Genomic DNA, 21342 nt, shown 5'->3' with positions numbered 1-21342 from the left:
GAACGGAGGGCTGCTCGGCCAGCTACCGGTCCGCCGGGCAGTGGCAGGGCGGCTTCCAGGGCGAGGTCACGGTCCGGAACAACGGCACGACGGCGAGCCGAACCTGGACGACGCAACTGGTCTTCGGCGCCGGCCAGCAGGTCAACCAGGCCTGGAACGCCGAGATCACCCAGAGCGGGGTCACCGCCAGCGCCCTCGCCGTGGCTTGGAACGGTGCGCTCGCCCCCGGCGGGTCGACGACGTTCGGCTTCATCGGCAGCTGGTCCGGCAGCAACCCGGCACCGACGGTCAGCTGCACCCTCGGCTGAGCGGCGCCGTCCGCCCGTGACCAGGGAACCGCTCGCCACGCCGTCGGTACGGCGGCCGGTCCCTGGTCACGGGACCGCGAAACTGGTCACGGGACCGCGAAATCGATCACGGGACCGCGAAACCGGTCACCCGCTCCTGGGAACACCCGTCAGCCGGGAACACTCGTCAAGAGGTCAGGCGGTACGACCTTGTAGCCGGCGACCGAGGGCCAGCGGACGGTCAGCACCACCGCTTCCTCCGGCGCCAGCCACGAGTGGTCCACTCCCGGCCCCCAGACCACGTAGTCGCCGGGCCTGGCCAGCACGACGGTACGGTCCCGCAGTTCGACGTGGAACCGGCCGGAGACCAGCACCAGCAGGGCGGTACGGCGTTCGCCGGTCACCCACTCCGCCCGGGTGTCCCCGGGTGGGTGCACGCCCCACTTGACCTCGACATCGGTGCTGTGCCGAGGATCCAGGCCGGGCGGCATGAAGTGGCCGAGCAACCAGCCTCCGTTGTCCGCGCCGTCCATCCCCGCGTTGCCCACGTAGACACCCTGGTCCACCGGCCCTCCCTTCACAGGTCGGGCAAGCTATCACGCGGCCCGTCCAGACCGGTCGGCCGGACCGGGAACGGGCTCCCGACCACTGCACGACGGCGGTGGTCGGGAGCCCGGTACGGGATCGGTCAGCTACCGCAGACAGCGCCGTTGAGCCGGAACCCGCTCGGTGCCGGACTCGGCGAACCGCTGCTGATGTACCCGATCGTCACCGACCCTCCCGGTGCCAACGGAGGGCTCCAGCTCGGTGCCGTCGCGGTCACCGTGCTGCCGCTCTGCGAGACGGTGGCGTTCCAGCCCTGGCTGACCGTGCTGCCGCTGGGCATGGTCCAGGTGGCCGTCCACGGGTTGGCCGTCGCGCTGCCGGTGTTCCGGACCGTCACCGTCGCCTGGTAGCCGCCGGACCAGGAGCTGTCCACCCGGATCGAGGCGGTGCACGCGTCACCGCCGGCCGGCGGCGTGGTGGGTGGCGTCGTCGGCGGGGCGGTGGTGGGCGGCGTGGTCGGCCCGCCACCGCCGCCGAAGTTGACGTCCGAGCAGTTGTAGAACGCCTCCGCCGAGTCCGAACGCTGCCAGATGGAGTAGATGATGTGCCGGCCGCTCTTGTTCGGCAGCCGGGCGTTCCACACGTACTCGGCGCCGGACGCGCCGCTGCCCAACGGCGGGTTGGTGATCTGGTCGAACGGCGTCGCCTCCAGGTCCGACCACTTCAGCGGGGCGTCCGGGTTCCAGCCGTCCCGGGTCACGTACTGGTACCAGGTGCCGGGGTGCGGCGCCCAGGCGTTGTACCGGAAGGTGATGTTCGCGCCGGACTGCAGGTTCGTCGTCGGCCAGTCGGCGCTGACGGCGTTGTACGCGGCGTACTTCGTCGTACCGGCGCCACAGAGCTGACCGTCCGGGATGATCTCCCGGTGCCGCCCTCCCGCGTTGCCGATCAGCACGCCGTAGAAGTCCCACAGCGGCTGCTTGCCGCCCTGTGCCACCGCGGCGGCGCAGGCCGGGTTGGTCGGGTTCAGGTCGCCGCCGCCGCCGGCCCGCCCGTCCTGGTAGCAGGCGTACGTCCGGGTCGCCGGATAGGTCATCGCACCGTGTGCGAACGCCGCGTCGGGCGTAAGGATGAAAGGGGTGCCGGCGGCCAGCACCGCGGCTGCGGCGGTGAGTACCACCGCCCTGCGTCGAATTCTCACGATCGTTGGATACCTCTCGGTGGGGTCGCACCCGCCACGATGCGAGCCGTCGCCGATCGCTCGGCGCTCGGCCCGTCGTACCACGGGAGCGCGGGCACGGGCTCAGGTCCGAAGAGCTGCCCCGCCCGACTGTTGTCTGCCCGATCTCGGCTGCCGACCGGATCTGACTCGGAGTGTTTGCCCTGACCACTCCGGACCCGCGCACGTCGGCACTGCCGGCCACTCGCGACCGCCACGCGTTCCCATTCCACCACGAGATCGTCGGGCGAAGCAACGTACGTCGATCTCCGTACGACCTGGTGGGCTGCTGCCGAACGCGAAGCGGCCCGGTCCCACCGGGGACCGGGCCGCTCGTCGGTGCGGGTCCGCCTACCAGTTGCTACCCAGGTAGCCGGGCTGGCTCTGCACGTTCAGCTCCTTGACCTTGGTCAGGTGCGCCGTCCAGATCCGCCAGTCGTTCATCTCCAACACGTCCAGACCCTTCTGGATGTCGCTGGAGTAGATGTTGCCGTTGTACCAGTACGCCGACCACGAACCGCCGATCACCCGACGGTCGGCCGAGAGCGGGCCGCGCTCCCAGTAGCCCAGCTCGACCGGTCGGGCCGAGTCGGTGAAGTCCCAGACCGAGATGCCGCCCTGGTACCACGCCTGGACCATGATGTCGCGACCGAGCACCGGGATCAACGAGCCGTTGTGCGCCACGCAGTTCTCCAGCGTGGTGTTCAGGCGCGGGATCTTGTAGTAGCTCTTGAAGACCAGGCTGCGGCCGTCGCCCCGCCCGGTGATGTCGTAGATGGCGTTGGCGCCCCGGGTGGGCTCCACCGTCTCGACACAGGTCGCACCGGAACCACCGCCCAGTTCGTCGGTGAAGACCACCTTCGAGCCGTCGTTGTTGAAGGTCGCCGAGTGCCAGAACGAGAAGTTCACCGTGTCCCGGACCCGGTTGATCACCCGAGGCGCCTCCCGGTTGGCGATGTTCAGCAGAATCCCGTCGCCCATGCAGGCACCGGCGGCCAGGTCCTTGCTCGGGTAGACGGTGATGTCGTGGCATCCGCTCGTGGTCGAGCTGCCGTTGCTGCCCGGGTTGCCACCGTCCGGGAAGAGGTTCGGCACGGCCACGACGGCGGCCTGGGTCGGCTTCTTCAGTGGAACCTTGATGATGGAGATCGAGTCGTGCGGCGGCGCACAGCCGGCGTAGGTCGCCGACGGCCCGTACGACGACACGTAGATGTAGACCGACTTGCGGTCCTTGGCCGGCACCAGGGTGTGGGTGTGCGAGCCACAGGCGGTCTGGACCGACTTGATGTACCGGGGGTTGGCCTTGTCGCTGATGTCGAAGATCTTCATGCCCTCCCACACCGTGCCGGTGCTCGGCACGCTGGTGCTGGCGCACGAGTCGTCGCTGCGGGGAGAGTCGGTGGACAGGAACAACAGGTCGCCGTAGACGGAGATGTCGTTCTGTGATCCCGAGCAGAGCACCTGGGACACGATGGACGGCCGGGACGGGTTCTTGATGTCGTAGACGACGAAGCCCTCGTAGTTGCCCACGAACGCGTACCGGCCCTGGAAGGCCAGGTCGGAGCCGAGCGCACCCTCGCTGTTGAACGGCCCCTGCTTGGGGATATTGGCTATCTGGCGCAGGTTTCGGCTACTGGAGATCTCGTCCACGCCGGGCACCGCGGCAACCTCTGTTGTGGTCGGGTCCGTTCTGGCCGGTGGCGTCTGGGCGCTGCTCGCCGGAGCAACGGCAACGGTCACCACCAGGAAGGCTGATGCGGCGATCCCGACGATCCGGAGTCGCCGCGACCCTTGTGGGGAGTGTCTGAACATCTGGCGGCATCCTTCGAAAGGGGTTGACGGTTGTCCAGACCTTACCTAGGACTTAGTGGACATCGATGTGACCCCGGTCACATTTTGATCCTGCTGGAACTGATCACAGTGGATCGGCGACAGGCCCCTCGACCGAGGCGTTGGCGGCGCTGCTGCGCTCCGGGACGGATCCCACCCGGTGCGGCCCGTCCGCGATCGAGACGGTCGCGGCATCATCGAGCACGGCGCCCTGATGATCAACATTCGTCGACCTGCCCGACCTGCTCGCCCGCTCCGTCCCGAACCCTGGTCGCGCTGGCTGGAACACCCGAAACCTCGGCGCGGCGACCGAAACACCAGCCGGTATACAGGGAGCATGCGAAACACCACCCTGGCCGGGCAGATGCGGACGGCGGCCACCGCCCTGCTGGACGCGCTGCCCGGCCCGGTCCGGGAACTGGCCGCCCGTCCGTTCGCGGACGAGGCCGGCCGGCGCTGGATCGAGTACCGGCCGCTGCCCCGGCCCGGTGCCTGCCTCGCCGACCTCGACCGAACCGGCCGGAAGGCGACGCACCGGCTGCTGGCCACCGCGTTGAGTCCGCACGCCTACGCCCAGGCCGCCACGATCATGGCCCTGGAGGAGGTACTCGACCGCCACGAGAACTGGCAGCGGGGCCGGCACAGCGACGACTACCGGATCGTCGTCTTCGGTGACCCTGCCCGGGACGATGCCTGGTCCTGGCGGTTCGAGGGGCACCATCTCTCGGTGACCATGACGGTGTCCGGAGACCGGGTCTCCCCGGCCCCCGTCTTTCTCGGCGCCAACCCGGCCATGGTGAGCTACGCCGGCCGCGCGGTGAGCCGTCCACTCGCGCCCGAGGAAGATCTGGCCCGAGCCCTGCTGGACGCGCTCGGCCCCGACGGCCGTGCCGCGGCGATCGTCTCCGACCAGGCGCCCGCAGACATCCGCAGTGGCACCCGCCCCCGGTTCGCCAGCCGGATCGAGCCGGCCGGCCTGACCGCCGCGACGCTCGGACCGACCCCCCGCTCGCTGCTCGACCAACTCGTCGCGCTGTATCTCGACCGGCTGCCACCGGAACTCGCCATGCAGGAAGCGGCCCGGGTCGGCACGGGCGAGTTGCACTTCGCCTGGGAGGGCCCGACGGTGCCGGGCCGCCGCCACTACTACCGGATCCAGGGCGAGGACCTGTTGATCGAGTACGACAACACCAGCGACGAGGGCAACCACGCACACACCGTGCTCCGCCGCCCGCACAGCGACTTCGGTGACGACGTGCTCGCCGCACACCGGGCGAGCGCCCACCGCTGACCTCGGTGCACGCACTCCCGGCCTCGGAGTGTCGACCCCTGGGGTCAGTCGGAAGGGCTCACCGGGATTGTCGTCGCCGACCGAAGCCACCGGCCACCGAGGTGGCCGGCGGGCCGAACCCGTCGAAACTGGTCGGCTCGGCGTTCCGCGGGTCGAACTGACGCACCAGGCTGGCGCCCAGGCGTACCCCCACGGCGCCGACGAGCAGACCCAGCAGCTCGACCAGCACCAGAGCACCGGTCGCCCCGTGCTCCGGCACACCGGACCTCATCAGGCAGCCGAAGACGAAGAGGACCGCGACTGCGGCGTTCACCAGGTTGAAGGTCACCGCCGTCCGGCGGGTCCGGTCCCCCGGCACGTCCCAGAGGTCGACCATGCCGGCCGCCATGGCGAGCCCGGCCGCGAACAGCGCTGCCACCGCCGTCCAGTAGCCGACCAGACCCAGCATCGCCGGTCCGCCGAGGACGTCGGTCAGGTCGAAGACCGTCGCACAGACGAAGAGTCCGAAGGGGAAGGTGACGAGCATCGGCTGGATCGGATGTCCGTGCACCCGCAGACGGCTCTGCATGGTGGCGCCTCCCCGGCTCGTTCCTCGACCAGCCACTCGCCTGCTACCCCCGGGCCGCCGCGCCGAAACGACGCGACGACGTACGGGCGCCGGACAGCGACGGCGGACGGTCAGGTGTCCCGGGGGCGGGCCACCGAGGTGACCAGCCGCTCGGCCACGTCCCGAAGCGGGATGGCCAGGGCCGCCGACGCGGAACGCAACACCTGTAGCGCCTCCGTGGCCGGACAGCCACGTTGGGTCATGATAACCCCGACTGCCTGGTCGATGACCTGACCCGCGGAGAGTGTCTCGTCGGTTTCGCCGGCCGGATCGGCCCCGGACCGGTCCCGCACCGCGCCGAGCAGCAGCCCGGCGTGCTCGGCGAGGAGCATCGCCGTGAGTTGCTGGCTCGCGGTGAGCACGCCGGGCTCGCGGGCGTACAGGCTGATCGCGCCGACCACGTGCGCGTCGATGTCCACCGGCACCGCCAGCACCCCGCGCACGCCGAACCCCATCGCCCGGCTGGTCCAGTCGGGCCACCGGATCTCGGTGCGCAGATCCGCCGACCAGACCAGTTCCCGGGTGCGGATCGCGATCATCGCCGGACCGTCGGCGCCGTACCGGACGTCGTCGAGATCGCCGAGCCTGGGCTCGGAAGCGGCGACCGACGCCCGCGCCCCGGCCCGCAGCACGGTCACCCCGCACCAGGTCACCCCCGGTATGGCGTCCCGGACCGTGCCCACGAGGCGGTCCACCGCGGTGTCGAAATCACTGCTCGCGAGAAGCCCTGCGGTCACCTCGCGGAGCAGGGCGGCGGTCTCCAGCACACCGGGGGCCTCGGCCCGTACCTCCGTCGTTCCCAGTCTCACCACCGCGCCGGGACCCCCGCCACCACCGCGGCTGCCGCGGTACGTCCGGTTCGTGCCGTCGCCTGTGTCATGGTCGCCTCTCCCCCGCCGTTACCGAACCGGTGCCGGTACGGACCTGCGCTACTACCCGAGCGCCGGGTGGACAAACCACCCGCTTCCAGGGAGAGAACGATCCGAACGCCACGGGGTTGCCGTCAACAACCAGACGGCAACCCCGTGGTACAGCCTCGCCGAGGCTCAGCGCGGAGCCGAGCTGAGCCTCCGTCCGACCGCCGCGATCAACCGGTCGAGTTCGGAGCCGAACGGGTTGTCGTGTACCAGATAGGTCCAGGTGGCGCTCGGCCGCGCCAGCTCGGCCGAGTCCGGCTCCCAGTCGTCGGTGAACTCGGCCTCGTCGAAGGTCTCCACCGTCCGGGTCTCGATCTCCGGAACCAGCGCGTTGAACGCCGGCACCGCGGACCGGTGGAACTCGTCCAGCGGATCGAGCCGGCCCAGCGCCCGCAGGTGTACGCCCTCGCGTACCTCGGAGAGCTCGGCCAGATGGTGCGCCCAGAGCCGGTCGAGGTGGTAGAGGGCGATCGACCGGCCCACCCGGGAGAGGAGGTCCTCGTCCATCTCCTTGGCCCGGTCCGGGAACCGCTCGGTCAGCATCTGCGCGGCGATCTCGGTGGTGAGCAGGCGCTCCCGACGCTCGGCGAGCGCCTTGCGCTGCTGCTCGATCACCACGCTGTACCGCCAGGTGTTGCGGTGGATCTCGTGGTTGACGCCCTCCGCGATCCGCTGCGCGTGCTCGACGGCGAAGTCCACCTGCTCGTCGGTGACCAGCCCGTCGGCGTTCATCCTCGGCGACGCCGGAACCGCGTCCGGAGCGTGCCGGACGACCAGGTTGTCCTCGAGGCTGACGAAGAAGACGGACCGTCCCGGGTCACCCTGCCGCCCGGCACGGCCACGCAACTGGTCGTCGACCCGTCGGCTGTCGTGCCGGCCGCTGCCGATCACGAACAGGCCACCGAGGTCGGCCACCCGGTCCCGGTCGGTCTGCTCGCTGCCGCCCAGCCGGATGTCGACACCTCGACCGGCCATCTGGGTGGAGACGGTGACCGCGCCGTACGCGCCGGCCTCGGCGATGATCGCCGCCTCCTCGGCGTCGTTCTTCGCGTTCAGCACCGTGCACGGCACCCCGGCACCTTCGAGGGCCTCCGCGAGGCGCTCCGACTCCTTCACGTCGAGCGTGCCGATCAACACCGGACGGCCGGTCTCGTGCTGCTCCTGGATCTCCTGGATCAGCGCCTCCTCCTTCTCCGCCCGGGTGGCGTAGATCCGGTCGGGGTCGTCCACCCGTACACACGGGGTGTTCGGCGGGATCACCGCGACCTCGAGGGAGAAGAACTCGCGTAGCTGGTCACCGACCAGCACCGCCGTGGCGGTCATCCCGCAGACCGTGCGGTAGAGCGCGACGTACGCCTGGACGGTGATCGTGCCCAGCACCTCGCCCTCGGCGGTGGCGTCCAGGCCCTCCTTCGCCTCCACCGCCGCCTGCAACCCGTCCGGCCAGCGGCGGCGCTGCGCGACCCGGCCGCGCATCTCGTCGATCAGCTCGACGCCGTCGTTCCGGACGATGTAGTCGACGTCCCGGTGCAGCAGGGCGTGCGCGTGCAGGGCGACGTTCACCGCCGAGAGCTGCTCGACGTGCTCGTCGTCGTACAGGTCGACCCCGCCTAGCCGGGTCTCGACCTCGGCCAGCCCGGCGTCGGTGAAGGCGACGCTGCGGCCGTCGTCGGCCACCAGGTAGTGCCGCCCGGCGCGCAGCCCACGGACCACCGCCGCGGCGGCGTGCACCGGGTCCTGCTCGCCGTCGACCGCACCGGCCAGCACCATCGGCACCCGCGCCTCGTCGATCAGGATGGAGTCGGCCTCGTCCACGATCGCCGTGGTCAGTGGCGGCTGCACCCGGTCGTCGATGTCGGTCACCAGTTGGTCCCGGAGGAAGTCGAAGCCGCCCTCGCTGACCGACACGTACGTGACGTCGCAGGCGTACGCCTCCTGCCGCTCGTCCCGGGTGGACGCCTCGGTCACCCAGCCGACGCTCAGGCCCAGTAGCTGGTAGACCGGCTTCATCCACTCGGCGTCCCGGCGGGCCAGGTAGTCGTTGACGGTCAGTACGTGCACCGGCCCGTTACCCCGCCGGACGTGCCCGTACGCGGCGATCGCCGCCGTCAGCGTCTTACCCTCACCGGTGGCCATCTCGGCGACCTTGCCCGCGAGCAGCGACATGACGCCGAGCAGCTGGACGTCGTACGGCCGCTGGTCGAGTCCGCGCCGGGCGGCCTCGCGGCCCACCGCGCAGATCTCCACGAAGTCCTCGGCCCTGCCGGCCGCCTCGGTCAGCTCGGCGTCGTCGAGGTCGGTGAGTTCCTCCTCGCGCGCCTCGATCGTGGGCAGCAGCTTCTCCAGCGGCGCCAGATCAACTGTGGTGCCCGGCCGTTGGAGGAAACGCCGGACCCTTGTCTTCAACCGTTGCGACACACCCATGACGCGCAACGGTACGCGAACTCGCCCGCAAAGTGCTGCCCGCCCGGCCGGTGGGACATCAGGTTAGGAAGGGCCCCTTCTTATACAGAAAGCGATAAGAAGGGGCCCTTCCTTCCCATCTGTCCGAGTGGTTAGACCCCGACGGGCGGGGAAAGCCGCGGGACTGCACCGGAGGCCGTCGAGGGCTCTGGGCGGAGGCATCCGGGGAGGTTGGTTCCATGCGGCGCTCGCGATCGGCCGTGTCACCCGCGCTGGAGGCATGGTCCACCCACCGCAGCGGGGTGGCCGACCAGTGGACCGCCCGGCAACTGGCGCACGCCAAGGGGGACCGCAGGATCAGCGTCGTCATCCCGGCCCGGAACGAGGAGGCGACCGTCGGCGCGATCGTGGCGGCGATCCGTGCCTGCCTGGTCGAGCAGGTCGCACTGGTCGACGAGCTGGTGGTCGTCGACTCGCGGTCCTCGGACGGGACCGCCAGGGTCGCGGCGGCGGCCGGCGCCCGGGTGATCGGTCAGGACGAGATGACCCGTGGGCTGCCCCGGCTGGACGGCAAGGGAGACGCGCTGTGGGCGGGGCTCGCCGGCTCCGACGGGGACATCGTCGCCTTCATCGACGCCGACCTGCGGGAGTTCCAGCCGCACTTCGTCACCGGTCTGCTCGGCCCCCTGCTCACCGACCCGTCCATCGCCTTCGTCAAGGGCTTCTACCACCGGCCGTTGGTCGGCTCCACCGGCGTCGAGGTGGAGGGCGGCGGCCGGGTCACCGAACTGGTGGCCCGCCCCCTTTTCAACCTGTTCTGGCCGGAACTGGCCGGCTTCGTCCAGCCTCTGGCCGGCGAGTACGCCGGTCGGCGGGACGTGCTGGAGCGGGTGCCCTTCGTCTCCGGGTACGGCGTCGAGACGGCGATGCTTATCGACCTGCTCGAGATGTGCGGCCTGGACGCCCTGGCCCAGGTCGACCTGGGTGAGCGCCTGCACCGGCATCAGGACACCGAGGCGCTCGGCCGGATGTCGGGGCAGATCATGCACACGGTGTGGCAGCGGCTGTGCCGGCGGGGCCTGGTCGACGAGTCCGAACCGCCGGCGAACCTGCTTGTCCAGTTCCGCCGGGACGGCACCGCCGCCCTGCCGAACCTCGACCGGGAGATCGTGGTCAGCGACGTGTCGGTCCGGGAGCGGCCTCCGCTGGTCGAACTCCGGGAGTCGATGCGCGGGGCGCCGGTATGACCACTGCCGGGCGCCGGCCCGGACGGGTCACCGAGCAGAGCCGGGGGTACCGATGAGCCTGACCGTACTGATGAACGCCGGTCCCTGGCTGCCGGTGCCCCCGCCCGGCTACGGCGGCATCGAGAACGTCGTCGCCACGCTGGTGCCCGAGCTGCGGCGACTCGGCGTACGGGTGGTGCTCGCCTCGACGGCCGACAGCACGCTGCCGGTCGACGAACTGCTGTCGGTCTTTCCCGACGGGCAGTTCGGTGCCCTGCAACGGCCGTACAACCAGGTGTGCGGGATCTCCCACGCCCACCTGAACGGGGTGGTCCGGGCGCTGCGCGAGCGGGACGACATCGACCTCGTGCACGACCACGTGGAGGCGGTCGGGCTGGCGGTTCTCACCGCGATGGGGCCGGGGGCCGGTCCGGCGCTGCACACGCTGCACTGGGACCTCGGCAAACACCCCGATCTCTACGGGTACGTGGACGGTGGGGACCGGGTCCGGGTCAACGGCGTCTCGGCCGCACAGCTCGCCCGGGCGCCGCAGGCGCTCCAGGACCACGCGGTCGGGCACGTCCACCTCGCCACCCCACTGGCCGTCGACGCCGACCTGCGGCCGCCGCTCGAGAAGTCCGGCCATCTGGTCATCCTCGGCCGGATCACGCCAGGCAAGGGCCAGCACATCGGGGCCCGGCTCGCCCACGAGGCCGGCTTCGACCTGGTGCTGGCCGGGCCGGTCGGGCCGTACCGCCGCCCCGAGGAGCTCGCCTCGGCGGGGCCGGACGCGGGGCAGAATCCGGACGTACGGTACTGGCGGGAGCAGGTGGCGCCGCTGGTGGACGGCGTACGGGTGCGCTGGGTCGGGATGGTGGCCGGAGCCGCCCGCGACGACCTGGTGGCGAGCGCCCGGGCGACGCTCTTTCCGCTCTGCTGGGAGGAACCGGGCGGGACGGCGGTGATCGAGTCGCTGGCCGTCGGCACTCCGGTGATCGCCATCGGTCGGGGCTGCCTGCCGGAATTGATCGAGCACGGCCGTACCGGGCTGCTGGCCGACGACGAGGACGGGCTGGCCGACCTGGTGCCGGCGGTCTCCGGGCTGGACGAGCGGGAGTGCCGCCAGGAGGCGAGCCGGCGGTTCACCCCGGCGACCATGGCGCAGCGGTACCTGGACCTGTACGAGCAGGTACGTCGAACGGCCATCACCAACGCCGCCTGACCAGGGGTTTTGTCGCGCCCAGCCGCCAAGCGCCGGGTTTGCCGCGATGGTCGCCGGGTAGCCGGTCAGGGCCGTTCACCCTCGTCTCATCCTCGTTGAGGTGGTGCCCGCTGTGCACAGAGCCAGTTCCACGGTCAGCCGGCCGTCCACCGGGCGGTCGCGGGTGAGTACCGCCGCGGTCGCGGTCGCCGTCCTCTTCCTGGCGCTCGGCGTGTTGGGCTTCATTCCGGACATCACCTCCCGGTTCGACGATCTGCGCCTCGCCGGGCAGCATTCGGGCGCCCGGCTGTTCGGCGTGTTCGAGGTCTCGGTGCTGCACAACCTCGTACCCCTGGTGTCGGGGGTTGGGGGCCTGGCGCTGGCCCGTACGGCCAGCGGGGCGCGGACCTTCCTGATCGGCGGCGGCGCGGTCTACCTGGTGCTCTGGGTGTACGGCCTGGCGATCGAGCAGGACAGCGCCGCCAACTTCCTGCCGGTCAACGACGCCGACAACTGGCTGCATCTCGGGTTGGGGATCGGCATGATCGTGCTGGGTGTGCTCACCGGTCGCCGCAGGTAGGGCGACGACCGCCCGGCGATTACCGCCTGATTTCACCCGTTCAGGGCAAAGAATGCGGATTTTCCGGAGCTGCCGGGTTTCGGCACTGAGATCCCGGGTAGCCACCCGCTCGTCCTAGCTGGGTCGCATACGGGGTGAGTGGAATGCCGAAACGGGTGGTTACCGAACCGGGACAGGAGCGGGGGCCGCTGATCCTCGCCCCCGCCCGCTCCGGCGGATATCCGGGGCCGGTTCGGGAGGCGATCCGGGGCAACCGGCTGATCAAGATGCTCGGCACCACCGACGCCAAGCAGATCGGCCTGATGTATCTGAGCACCGCCTTCGGCTTCTTTCTCGTCGGCGGCGCGATGGCGATGCTGATGCGTGCCGAACTGGGCCGGCCGGGACTGCAGTTCCTCTCGAACGAGCAGTACAACCAGCTCTTCACGGCACACGGCACGATCATGTTGCTGCTCTTCGCCACGCCGCTGGCGCTGGCGTTCGGCAACTTCGTGGTGCCGTTGCAGATCGGCGCACCCGACGTCTCCTTCCCCCGGCTCAACGCGCTGGCGTACTGGCTGTACCTCCTCGGCGGTTCGCTGGTGCTGGGCGGATTCCTCACACCCAACGGCTCCGCCGACTTCGGCTGGACCGCCTATCCGCCGCTGAGCCGGGCCGAGCACTCCCCCGGCATCGGCTCCGACATGTGGGTGATCGGGCTGGTCCTGTCCGGGCTCGGCACGATCCTCGGGGCCGTCAACCTGATCACCACGATCCTCACGCTGCGGGCACCCGGCATGACCATGTTCCGGATGCCGATCTTCACCTGGAACATGCTCTTCACCGCGCTGCTGGTGATCCTGGTCTTCCCGTTGCTGGCCGCCGCCCTGCTGGCGCTCTACGCCGACCGAAGACTCAACGCCCACGTCTACGATCCGATGAACGGCGGTCCGCTGCTCTGGCAGCATCTCTTCTGGTTCTTCGGCCATCCCGAGGTCTACATCGTCGCGCTGCCGTTCTTCGGCATCATCACGGAGATCATCCCGGTCTTCTCCCGAAAGCCGATCTTCGGCTACAAGGGTCTGGTCGCCGCGACGATCGCGATCACCGTTCTCTCGATGACGGTGTGGGCCCACCACATGTTCGGTACCGGACAGGTGCTGCTGCCGTTCTTCAGTTGGCTCAGTTATCTGATCGCGGTACCGACCGGTGTGAAGTTCTTCAATTGGATCGGCACGATGTGGAAGGGGCAGATCACCTTCGAGACCCCGATGCTGTTCTCCATCGGCTTCCTCGTCACCTTCCTCTTCGGCGGCCTCAGCGGCGTCCTGCTGGCCAGCCCGCCCGTCGACTTCCACACCACGGACACCTACTTCGTGGTCGCGCACTTCCACTACGTACTGTTCGGCACCATCGTCTTCGCCGCGTTCGGCGGTGTGTACTTCTGGTTCCCGAAGATGACCGGCCGGCTGCTGGACGAACGACTGGGCAAGGTCCACTTCTGGACCATGTTCCTCGGCTTCCACACCACCTTCCTGGTCCAGCACTGGTTGGGCAACGAGGGATTCCCCCGCCGATACGCCGACTACCTGCCCACGGACGGCTTCACCGTGCTGAACACCGTCTCCACGATCGGCTCGTTCGTGCTCGGCGCGTCGACCCTGTTCTTCATCTACAACGTGTGGAAGTCCTGGCGGTTCGGACGGATGGTGGACGTCTACGACCCGTGGGGTTTCGGGAACTCCCTGGAATGGTCCACGAGCTGCCCGCCACCGCTGCGCAACTTCGACCGGATGCCCCGGATCCGCTCCGAGCGCCCCGCCTTCGACGACAAGTACGGACCGCTCGTCGCCGACCTCGGCCGCGACCTGCCGCAGCGCTCCACCCTGCCGCCGCAGGGGATCCGCGACGAGTTGCACCGGGCGGTCCGCCATCCCGAAGGCGAAACCCCGAGCCCGGAGGGGGCGCACGGCGCCGACGCGGCGGTCGCGCACCATCCACCGGCGGAGTCCGGCGCCCGCCCGATCGAGGTGCCGGAGCCCGACGACGTACGCCGGCCGCACTTCCCGCCGAGCGAGCCGGACGAGAACAACGACAACGCGGACCGGGGTGGACCGGAGCGGAACCGTCGGTGGCGGACCGGTCGGTCGGCCGGGGACGACGAGGAGGAGCAGCGGTGACAGCGAAACGACCGGAGCGGTCGCCCCGGCCCGGGCGCTCGCCCGGCCGGACGGCGACCACCCGGATCAGTCGGCGGGCAGCGCGACCAGACGACCTCAGTCGGCGGGCAGCGCGACCAGACCGACGGCACTGAGCGAATGCTGGACCTCCGGTTGGGCCCGGGCCAGGCGCCACCGTACGCCGGTACGGTGCGCCGCGTCCCGACCGGCGACCAGCGCGGCGAGGGCGGGGCCGTCGAGCTTCGCGACGTCGGTCAGGTCGATCGCCACCTCCGCCGGATGCCCGGAGGAGACCGCCTCGACGACCGCCAGGCGCAACTGCTCGGCGGTGTCCCGGTCGATGTCCCCGGTCACCTCGACGACCACCCGGTCCCCCACCTCGCGGACCGAGAGCCGGGCCGGATGACCGGCCGGGTCGCCGCCACCGGTCTGCCACGGCGCGGGCGTGTCGGCGAGCATCGCCTGCCGCAGCCAGGTGAGCGCCCGGGAGAGCAGTCGGGACACGTGCATCTGCGAGATACCGAACCGGGCGGCGATCTCGGCCTGGGTCTGGTTGCCGTAGAACCGCATCGCCAGAATCCGCCGTTCCCGCCACGGCAGCCTGCCCAGCAGCCCGCTGACCGTCACGCGGTCGTCGACCGACTCCAGATCCGTGTCGGACTCCCCGACGAGATCACCGAACTCCGCCGAACTCTCCCCGCCGACCGGCGCGTTGAGCGATGCCGGGCTGTAGCCGGCCGCCGACTCGAGCGCCGCGAGGATCTCCTCCTCCGGCGTCTCCAACCGGGCCGCCAGCTCCGCCACGCTGGGCGAGCGGGACAGCTCACTGGTCAGCGCCGCCGTGGCCTGCCCGACCTCCAGGATCAGGTCCCGGAGCCGGCGCGGCACGTGCACCCCCCAGGTGCGGTCCCGGAAGTGGCGCTTGATCTCCCCGACGATGGTGATCGCGGCGTACGCGGTGAACGAACCCCGTTCCGGGTCGTACCGGTCGACCGCGTTGACCAGGCCGAGTCGGGCGACCTGTTCGAGGTCCTCGAGCGGTTCACCGCGCCCCCGGTAGCGGCGCGCCAGACGACCGGCGAACGGCAGCGCGAACCGTACGAGGTCGTCGCGCGCCTCCTGCCGGCGTTCCGGCGGCAGGCCGACGATCCTGGCCGCGTACGCCAGTGCGGCGGCGTCCAGGTCTTCCAGTCCCCGCTCCGCCGGTGCTGTGGTGGTGACTTGTCCGAACATCCGCGCCTCCCTCAGGAAGGTCCCCCGCCCGGAATGCTTATCCGGTCATCGGTGCCGTCGACGGCAACCCAGCCGGAAGCGAACACGCAGCCGAATATTGGCGAGCAAACGCCCACCCGCAGGTAATGCAGCGTTGTTGGCCAGTTGCAGTCAGCGTTTCTTCCCGCCCTGTAGGTACTCAACCACGGGACGTGACTTCTTCGGGGAGTTTTGGCGGCGCCCGGGACGGCCGGAGCCGATTGCCCCGGCCCGATTCCGGCACCGCGCCGCAATCCCCGGATCCGGAGCGATGGCTCAGTTCCCGGGCATGGCTCAACAGACGAGCAGGCCCTGGGACGTACCACTGGCGCGCAGTCCGGCCAGCGCCTCCACCATCCCCAGTGGCGCGGGCGCCGGCAGGTCGTACGGCTGCCCGCGGAGCACCTCCGTGGCGTGCCGGGTGGCCACCGAGGTCACCGGATAGCCGCGGGCCGCCACCCGGTCCACGGCCCGGCGCCGACGACCGAACGAGGCGACCGCGAGCCACTGCGGCAGCCCCGCGAGCGCCGGTGACCGCAGCCCGGGGGGCTCGGGCAGGACGTCGAGCGACGTGAACGGCGTACTTCCGGCAAGCCACCACTCGGCGCCGGTCACGCTGCGCTGGGTCGCGCTCTCGCACCAGTACGGGACCAGGCCGGCGCGGACCACCTGCCACGGGTCGATCAGCCGGCCGCACTCCACCACGCACCGGTTCCCGGTCTTTCCGGCCGCTCGCAACCAACCCCGGTACACGTCGGCGGCGGCGGCGCTGAGTGCGTCGGGTCCGGGGAACAGCACCCGGTGCACCCGGCTGCCGGCGGCCTCCGCCCAGTCCAGCAGGCTCGCCTCGAAGCCCGGCTCGACAGCGTGTTCGGCGTACCCGGGAGGGCCGGGATTCGGGGCGTCCCAGCTCGCCCCGTCCCCGCCGGCACCGCGCAGCACCTGCCCGAGCACGTCGCTGTCCGGCCGGAAGTCGGCCGGCTCCAGTCCGCTGGTCGGCCCGCCGAGCTGGAAACTGTGCCCGTCGCCGGATTCCAGGACCGGCCAGCTACGGACGTCGCGAAGCAGCAGTACCGGCGCACCGGGCGCGAGCCGGCCGCCGAGGAACTCCCGGTACGCCTCGGGCAGGCGGTGCCACCGCACCACCAGCGAGACGGTCGAACCGGCCAGTACGCCCCGCGCAGCCGGATCGTGCACCTGGCGGACCCGTACGGCCGGATTGCCGCCGAGCAGCCGTCCCGCCACCCGGGCGCCGTACGCCAACGCACCGGCCGGGTCGGCGACGCCGCCGCCCGGCCACTGCACCGCCACGTCGAAGGCGGTGGGTAGCCACGGCACGCCCATCGCGGTGGCCAGGTGCACCGCGGCGCCGTGCGGCGAGCCGAGCACGATGCCCGGATACCGTCGCGGTGGATAGTGCCCCACCATCCACCCGGCGACCCGGTCCGCGTCGAACGTGCCGGCCTGTTCGGCGCTGACCGCGGCACGCGTGGCGGCCCGGGCCAGTGCGGTACGGCGGACGCTCTCCGGTGCGCCCCGGAACCTCGACAGCAGGGGGTGGTAGCCGAGGTCGGCACAGTCCTGACCCCGGACCGCTCGGGAGGCCACCGCCAGCAGTACCCGACCGGTGCTCTCCGGTGACACGATCCGGTCCGGTCCGGGAGGTCCCGGCCCGCCTGCGGCCAGCCACTCCTGCATCTCCCGCACGGGGCCCACCTTCCCTCGATCGCTGGCCCGGCGTTCCCGTCCGATTCGGGTTCAAACGGGCGGACAGCAACGTCTGGGGCCTAATCCGGGGTACGGGCCACCAATCTCCCCCTACTGGCCACCCGGACCACCGGACAGCGGGAAAGCCGGACAGCGAGACAGGCGAGACAGGCGAGACAGCGAGACAGGCGAGACAGCGAGACAGCGACCGGGGCAGGCCGGCGACCGGACAGACAGCCAACCGGACGGCAACGGCAACGGCAACCAGACTGCCACGGCGGCTGGACGGCAGCGGCGGCGTCCATAGTGGAGCCGCGCCCCCGGTCTGCTGGTGGCCCCGCGGGCCTGGACCGGGCGCCGACGGCGGCTACACGAGGTCGGCGCCCTGGGCGGCGTGTTCCCGCAGGGTCTGGGCCCGGCCGCGCACCGCCGCCGGGCCGGCGCCCTCCGCGACCCCGCCGGCGGACAGCCCGCGCAGGTCGGCGAAGGGCTGCTCCGGTGGCTCCAGCGGAATCGCCGAGTCGACCATCGCCTCGATCAGCGTCGGCCGATCGGCCGCGATCGCCTCCTCCCAGGCCGCACCGACCTGCTCCGGCCGGTCGACCCGGATGCCGTGCATGCCGAGCAGCCGGGCCCAGCCGGCGTACGGGATGTCGCCGGCCCGGACCTGTTCCGGTGACGGCAGCCCGGGACCCGCCGGGCGGTCCGGCTCGGCACCCACCGCCAGGACCGGCTCCGTGGCGGGCCCGCGTTCCGGCTCCCCACCCCGGCCGCCCCGGTCGGCGTTGTTGAGCACCAGCACCACGAAGCGCGGATCCGGCCACTCCGGCCAGCGCTGCGCCACGGTGATCAGCTCGGCCAGCCCGCCGGCCTGGATGGCGCCGTCGCCGAGCAGGGCGAACACCGGCTCGTCCGGACGGGCGAGCTTGGCCGCGATGGCGTAGGGCAGGGCGGAGCCGGCCGAGGCCAGGGTTCCGCAGATGTGGGCCCGTACGCCCGGCGGCAGCTGAAGATGCCGGGCGTACCAGTAGGTCACCGAGCCGACGTCCACCGCGACCGAGGAGTCCCCCGGCAGCCGGGGCGAGAGTTCCCGGAGCACCAGCCGGGGGTTGAGCCGCTCGGTGGGCGCCTCGGCCCGGGCGTCGCACTCGATCCGGGCCCGGTCGACGGCCGCCTCCACCATGTCCCGCCAGTCCCGGTTCCGGCGCTGCGGAACCTGGGCCAGCAGAGCGCGCAGGGTTTCCCGGGCGTCGCCGATCAGCGGTACGTCGATCGGGTATCGGCTGGCCAGCCGGCTGCCGTCGATGTCGATCTGCACCGCGGTGGCCTGACCGGGCATCGGGTAGTAGCTGGTCCACGGGTCGTTGGTGCCGATCATCAGCAGGGTGTCGCAACCCGCCATCAACTGCGCGCTCGCCGCCGTGCCGACCTGACCCAGCACCCCGGTGTGGTAGGGCAGTCGCTCGTCCAGCACCGGCTTGCCGAGCAGCGACGTCGCCACACCCGCGTCGAGCCGGTCGGCCAGTTGCATGATCTCGTCTGCGGCGCCGTACCCGCCCTGGCCGACCAGGATCGCGACCCGCTGCCCGGCGCTGAGCAGCTGCGCCGCCGCGCCGAGGTCCTGCTCGTGCGGCACGACCCGGGTCGGCGGGAGCCCGGGCGCGGCGGCGATCACCCCGCCGCCGTCGGGATGCGGCAGGCCGTCGGGTACGACCTGGTCGAGCAGGTCGTGCGGCACCACCACGCAGGTTGGGCTCCGGGTCGCCACGGCGGTACGGATCGCCTGGTCGAGCAGGTACGGCACCTGCTCCGGCACCGCCGCGACGCGCAGGAACTGGGAGCACACGTCGGCGAACAGCCGGGGCAGCTCGATCTCCTGGTACGCGCTGCCCAGTGCGCTGAACGTCTGCTGCCCGATGATCGCGACCACCGGCTTGCCGTCGAGCTTGGCGTCGTACAGGCCGCCCAGCAGGTGCAGGGCCGCCGGTCCCTGGGTCGCCAGAGCGACTCCGACCCCGCCGGTGTAGCGGGCGTGTCCGGAGGCCATGAAGCCCGCCGCCTCCTCCTGCCGGGACGGTACGAAGGCGGGATCGCCGCCGGCCCGGTGCAGCGCCTCGACGATCAGCGCCACCCCCTCACCGGGATGACCGAAGACCCGGGGAATCCCCCAGGCCCGCAGCCGTTCGACCACGATGTCGGCGACCGTCCGGTCCGACTCGGTCCGCGTCATCCCGCCCGCTCCCGTCGCGCCCCACGCCGACTCAGCCATCGTCGCGCCCCGGGGTACTCGCGTCCGTGTACCGCAGGACCGCTCCGACCCCGTCGGAAAGATCCGGCGCCTGGTCGGGATCGAGTACGGTCAGCGCCGCGTCGGTGCCGACCAGCGCCCGGAGCAGCGCGGCGTCGGCGCGTACCTGTTGTGGCTGCGGAACTCTCATCGCGACGAGTTCCTCCGGTCCGATGGCGATCTCGGTCGGTTCCGGGCCGATCCAGAGTCGTTCGGTCGAGGACGGGTCGTCCACGATGAGCATCGTCTCCACCTGGCCGCGTTGCAGCGCCGTCACCACGGCGTCCAGACCCTCACCGACCTGCTCCTGCATGCCGAACCGGTCCAGCGCGTCGTCGGTGTGCGCGGCCGCGACCTCGGCGATGGCCTGCACGGTGACGTCGTCGAAGGCGAACTGCTTGGCCCCGGCCGCCGGAAAGCCGGCATCGGTCTGGACCATCCGGTCCTGCCAGAATTCCGGCAGCCGGGCGGCGAGCAGTTGTCGGGCCCGGGTCTCGCCGGCCACCACGATCACCTCCGCGCCGATCCGTTCGGCCAGATCCGCGGTGGCCGCCGCGGCGTCCTCGGCGTTACGCCGCCAGGCCTGCTCGACCGCGTGCTGGTAGTGGAGCTGCGACCACGCACCGGGGTGCACCTTCCGGATCGGCCACTGGTTGCCGCCCTTGACGTGCGCGTGCCGGGGTACGCCGCCCGCGCTCACCCCGTCCACGTCTGCGCCGGTACGACTGGCCAGCACCCGTACCCAGGGCACCTGTTCGCGGCGCTGCGCGACCAGCGGCATGGTGTGCGGCAGGGGCCCGTGCGCGGCGAGGTCCCTCATCGGTGGCGCCGAGAGGTACTCGGTCAGTACGACCTCGCCGCCGGTGGCGAACGCCGCGAGTCCGTAGTCACCGGGCATCGGTTCGTGCCCCCGCACCACGTCGTCGAGGGCCGCGACGGAACGCGGATCGGCCCGCTGCTCCGCCAGCCGCTCCTGTAGGCCACGCCAGCGCAACTCCAGCGCCTGGTGGGCGTCATGGGTGTCCCGGGAAGCGTCCAGGTAGACCGACGTCCACGGGCCGGAATGGGCACATAACGGACGCAGGAAGGACAGCTGCATGGGTCGTCCCCTCTCCAAGGTCGTTCGAGGCATACCCACGCCGATCGGCTTGTCACCTCGGCAACCGGCGGCGGACCGGCCGGCACGCCACGGTGAACCGATTCACTCACTCCGCTTTCATCAGCCATGATCGATACACTTCGTCACGGGGGGCGGACTCTCGGTGGTGAGCGCATGGATGGTGAACTGTTTCCGGAGCGGGTCGCCTGGCGGAGCGGCCCGATCATTACCGGTCACGTCGTACGACTTATGGAGGGTTACTCCCGCGAGGTGCGGATCGGGCAGCCGGTCCTCGTCGCCGTGCTCAGCACGGCCGCGCTGGTCAAGGTGGTCCTACTGCTCCTGGCGTCGGTACTGCGGGCCGGCGCTGCCGGAGGCGCCCGACGACGTTGGAAGGAACTGCGCAAGGGCCCCGAGTTCCTGGTGACCCCGCTGCGCCTGCGCGACGGTGGCGGTGTGCTGTGCGAGATGGAGATTCACGGCCACCTGCCGCAGAGCGCCCTCGAACCGGCCGACCACGTCCAGGTGACCGTACGGCCACAGAAGGCCGAGGGCCTCGCACCCCGGGTCGAGCGGATCGTCAATCTCACCACCGGGCAGCTGCTCACGCCGCGTACCCCGACCCTCTGGTCGCATCTCGGGCCCGCGCTGCTGCTACAGGCCGGGCTCGGAGCGGTGCTGCTCGGCGGGATTCTCGCCTGGCTGCTGATCGCTCGGTAGTGCGGCGCCGCC

The 21342-nt window shown here is 71.1% G+C and carries 17 protein-coding genes; 7 read left to right on the top strand and 10 right to left on the bottom strand.

The features are described from left to right. The coding region (locus I0C86_RS02610) for a cellulose binding domain-containing protein (protein ID WP_196199557.1) at window positions 1-308 on the top strand (308 nt) is incomplete at its 5' end. Between the two features lie 149 nt (window positions 309-457). Here the strand turns inward: I0C86_RS02610 and I0C86_RS02605 are convergent. The 3 genes from I0C86_RS02605 to I0C86_RS02595 form a co-directional block, all read right to left on the bottom strand. Continuing rightward, window positions 458-853: a signal peptidase I gene (locus I0C86_RS02605; protein ID WP_196199556.1), complete on the bottom strand. Its 396-nt coding sequence runs from the start codon at window positions 851-853 to the stop codon at window positions 458-460. A gap of 122 nt (window positions 854-975) precedes the next feature. Further along, a complete protein-coding gene (locus I0C86_RS02600; RefSeq protein ID WP_323373433.1) occupies window positions 976-2034 on the bottom strand; it encodes a lytic polysaccharide monooxygenase in 1059 nt (352 codons plus the stop codon). Window positions 2035-2403: 369 nt separating this feature from the next. After that, window positions 2404-3864, bottom strand: coding sequence for an LVIVD repeat-containing protein (locus tag I0C86_RS02595; protein WP_196199555.1), 1461 nt, complete (start codon window positions 3862-3864; stop codon window positions 2404-2406). A gap of 355 nt (window positions 3865-4219) precedes the next feature. Between I0C86_RS02595 and I0C86_RS02590 the strand changes: the two genes are divergently transcribed. Continuing rightward, a complete protein-coding gene (locus I0C86_RS02590; protein ID WP_196199554.1) occupies window positions 4220-5173 on the top strand; it encodes a DUF3500 domain-containing protein in 954 nt (317 codons plus the stop codon). 58 nt (window positions 5174-5231) lie between these two features. Here the strand turns inward: I0C86_RS02590 and I0C86_RS02585 are convergent, their stop codons facing one another. The 3 genes from I0C86_RS02585 to secA2 form a co-directional block, all read right to left on the bottom strand. After that, window positions 5232-5741 carry a DUF2231 domain-containing protein gene (locus tag I0C86_RS02585; RefSeq protein WP_196199553.1) on the bottom strand — a complete coding sequence of 170 codons (510 nt, stop codon included), beginning with the start codon at window positions 5739-5741 and terminating at the stop codon, window positions 5232-5234. A gap of 110 nt (window positions 5742-5851) precedes the next feature. Continuing rightward, complete coding sequence (locus I0C86_RS02580) at window positions 5852-6589, bottom strand: GAF and ANTAR domain-containing protein (RefSeq protein ID WP_196199563.1); 738 nt, start codon at window positions 6587-6589, stop codon at window positions 5852-5854. Between the two features lie 237 nt (window positions 6590-6826). Beyond that, window positions 6827-9121 (bottom strand): accessory Sec system translocase SecA2, encoded by a 2295-nt coding sequence (gene secA2 / locus I0C86_RS02575; protein WP_196199552.1) that lies wholly within the window; start codon window positions 9119-9121, stop codon window positions 6827-6829. A 218-nt stretch (window positions 9122-9339) separates the two neighbouring features. Here secA2 and I0C86_RS02570 point away from each other — a divergent pair, with 218 nt between their 5' ends. The 4 genes from I0C86_RS02570 to ctaD all read left to right on the top strand — a co-directional run bounded on the left by I0C86_RS02570 (window position 9340) and on the right by ctaD (window position 14266). Continuing rightward, the gene (locus I0C86_RS02570) at window positions 9340-10347 is read left to right on the top strand and encodes a glucosyl-3-phosphoglycerate synthase (protein WP_196199551.1); all 1008 of its coding nucleotides are present in this window, start codon (window positions 9340-9342) and stop codon (window positions 10345-10347) included. 52 nt (window positions 10348-10399) lie between these two features. Beyond that, window positions 10400-11548 carry a glycosyltransferase gene (locus tag I0C86_RS02565; protein WP_196199550.1) on the top strand — a complete coding sequence of 383 codons (1149 nt, stop codon included), beginning with the start codon at window positions 10400-10402 and terminating at the stop codon, window positions 11546-11548. A 163-nt stretch (window positions 11549-11711) separates the two neighbouring features. After that, complete coding sequence (locus I0C86_RS02560) at window positions 11712-12107, top strand: DUF4383 domain-containing protein (RefSeq protein ID WP_323373432.1); 396 nt, start codon at window positions 11712-11714, stop codon at window positions 12105-12107. 143 nt (window positions 12108-12250) lie between these two features. Further along, window positions 12251-14266: an aa3-type cytochrome oxidase subunit I gene (gene ctaD / locus I0C86_RS02555; RefSeq protein WP_196199548.1), complete on the top strand. Its 2016-nt coding sequence runs from the start codon at window positions 12251-12253 to the stop codon at window positions 14264-14266. A 96-nt stretch (window positions 14267-14362) separates the two neighbouring features. Here ctaD and I0C86_RS02550 read toward each other — a convergent pair whose 3' ends face one another. The 4 genes from I0C86_RS02550 to I0C86_RS02535 form a co-directional block, all read right to left on the bottom strand. Further along, window positions 14363-15499, bottom strand: a complete 1137-nt coding sequence (locus I0C86_RS02550) for a SigB/SigF/SigG family RNA polymerase sigma factor (protein ID WP_196199547.1) — start codon at window positions 15497-15499, stop codon at window positions 14363-14365. A 312-nt stretch (window positions 15500-15811) separates the two neighbouring features. Beyond that, window positions 15812-17224, bottom strand: coding sequence for a hypothetical protein (locus I0C86_RS02545; RefSeq protein ID WP_407676257.1), 1413 nt, complete (start codon window positions 17222-17224; stop codon window positions 15812-15814). 367 nt (window positions 17225-17591) lie between these two features. After that, window positions 17592-19454 carry a thiamine pyrophosphate-binding protein gene (locus I0C86_RS02540; protein WP_196199546.1) on the bottom strand — a complete coding sequence of 621 codons (1863 nt, stop codon included), beginning with the start codon at window positions 19452-19454 and terminating at the stop codon, window positions 17592-17594. 31 nt (window positions 19455-19485) lie between these two features. Beyond that, complete coding sequence (locus I0C86_RS02535) at window positions 19486-20610, bottom strand: baeRF2 domain-containing protein (RefSeq protein WP_196199545.1); 1125 nt, start codon at window positions 20608-20610, stop codon at window positions 19486-19488. 174 nt (window positions 20611-20784) lie between these two features. Between I0C86_RS02535 and I0C86_RS02530 the strand changes: the two genes are divergently transcribed. Continuing rightward, complete coding sequence (locus I0C86_RS02530) at window positions 20785-21330, top strand: hypothetical protein (protein WP_196199544.1); 546 nt, start codon at window positions 20785-20787, stop codon at window positions 21328-21330. Window positions 21331-21342 lie beyond the last annotated feature (12 nt).

The sequence above is a fragment of the Plantactinospora alkalitolerans genome (genome assembly GCF_015690345.1).
Classification (GTDB): Bacteria; Actinomycetota; Actinomycetes; order Mycobacteriales; family Micromonosporaceae; genus Plantactinospora; species Plantactinospora alkalitolerans.
Note: the sequence above shows the minus strand (reverse complement) of the source record. Positions and strands in the feature narration are given on the sequence as shown.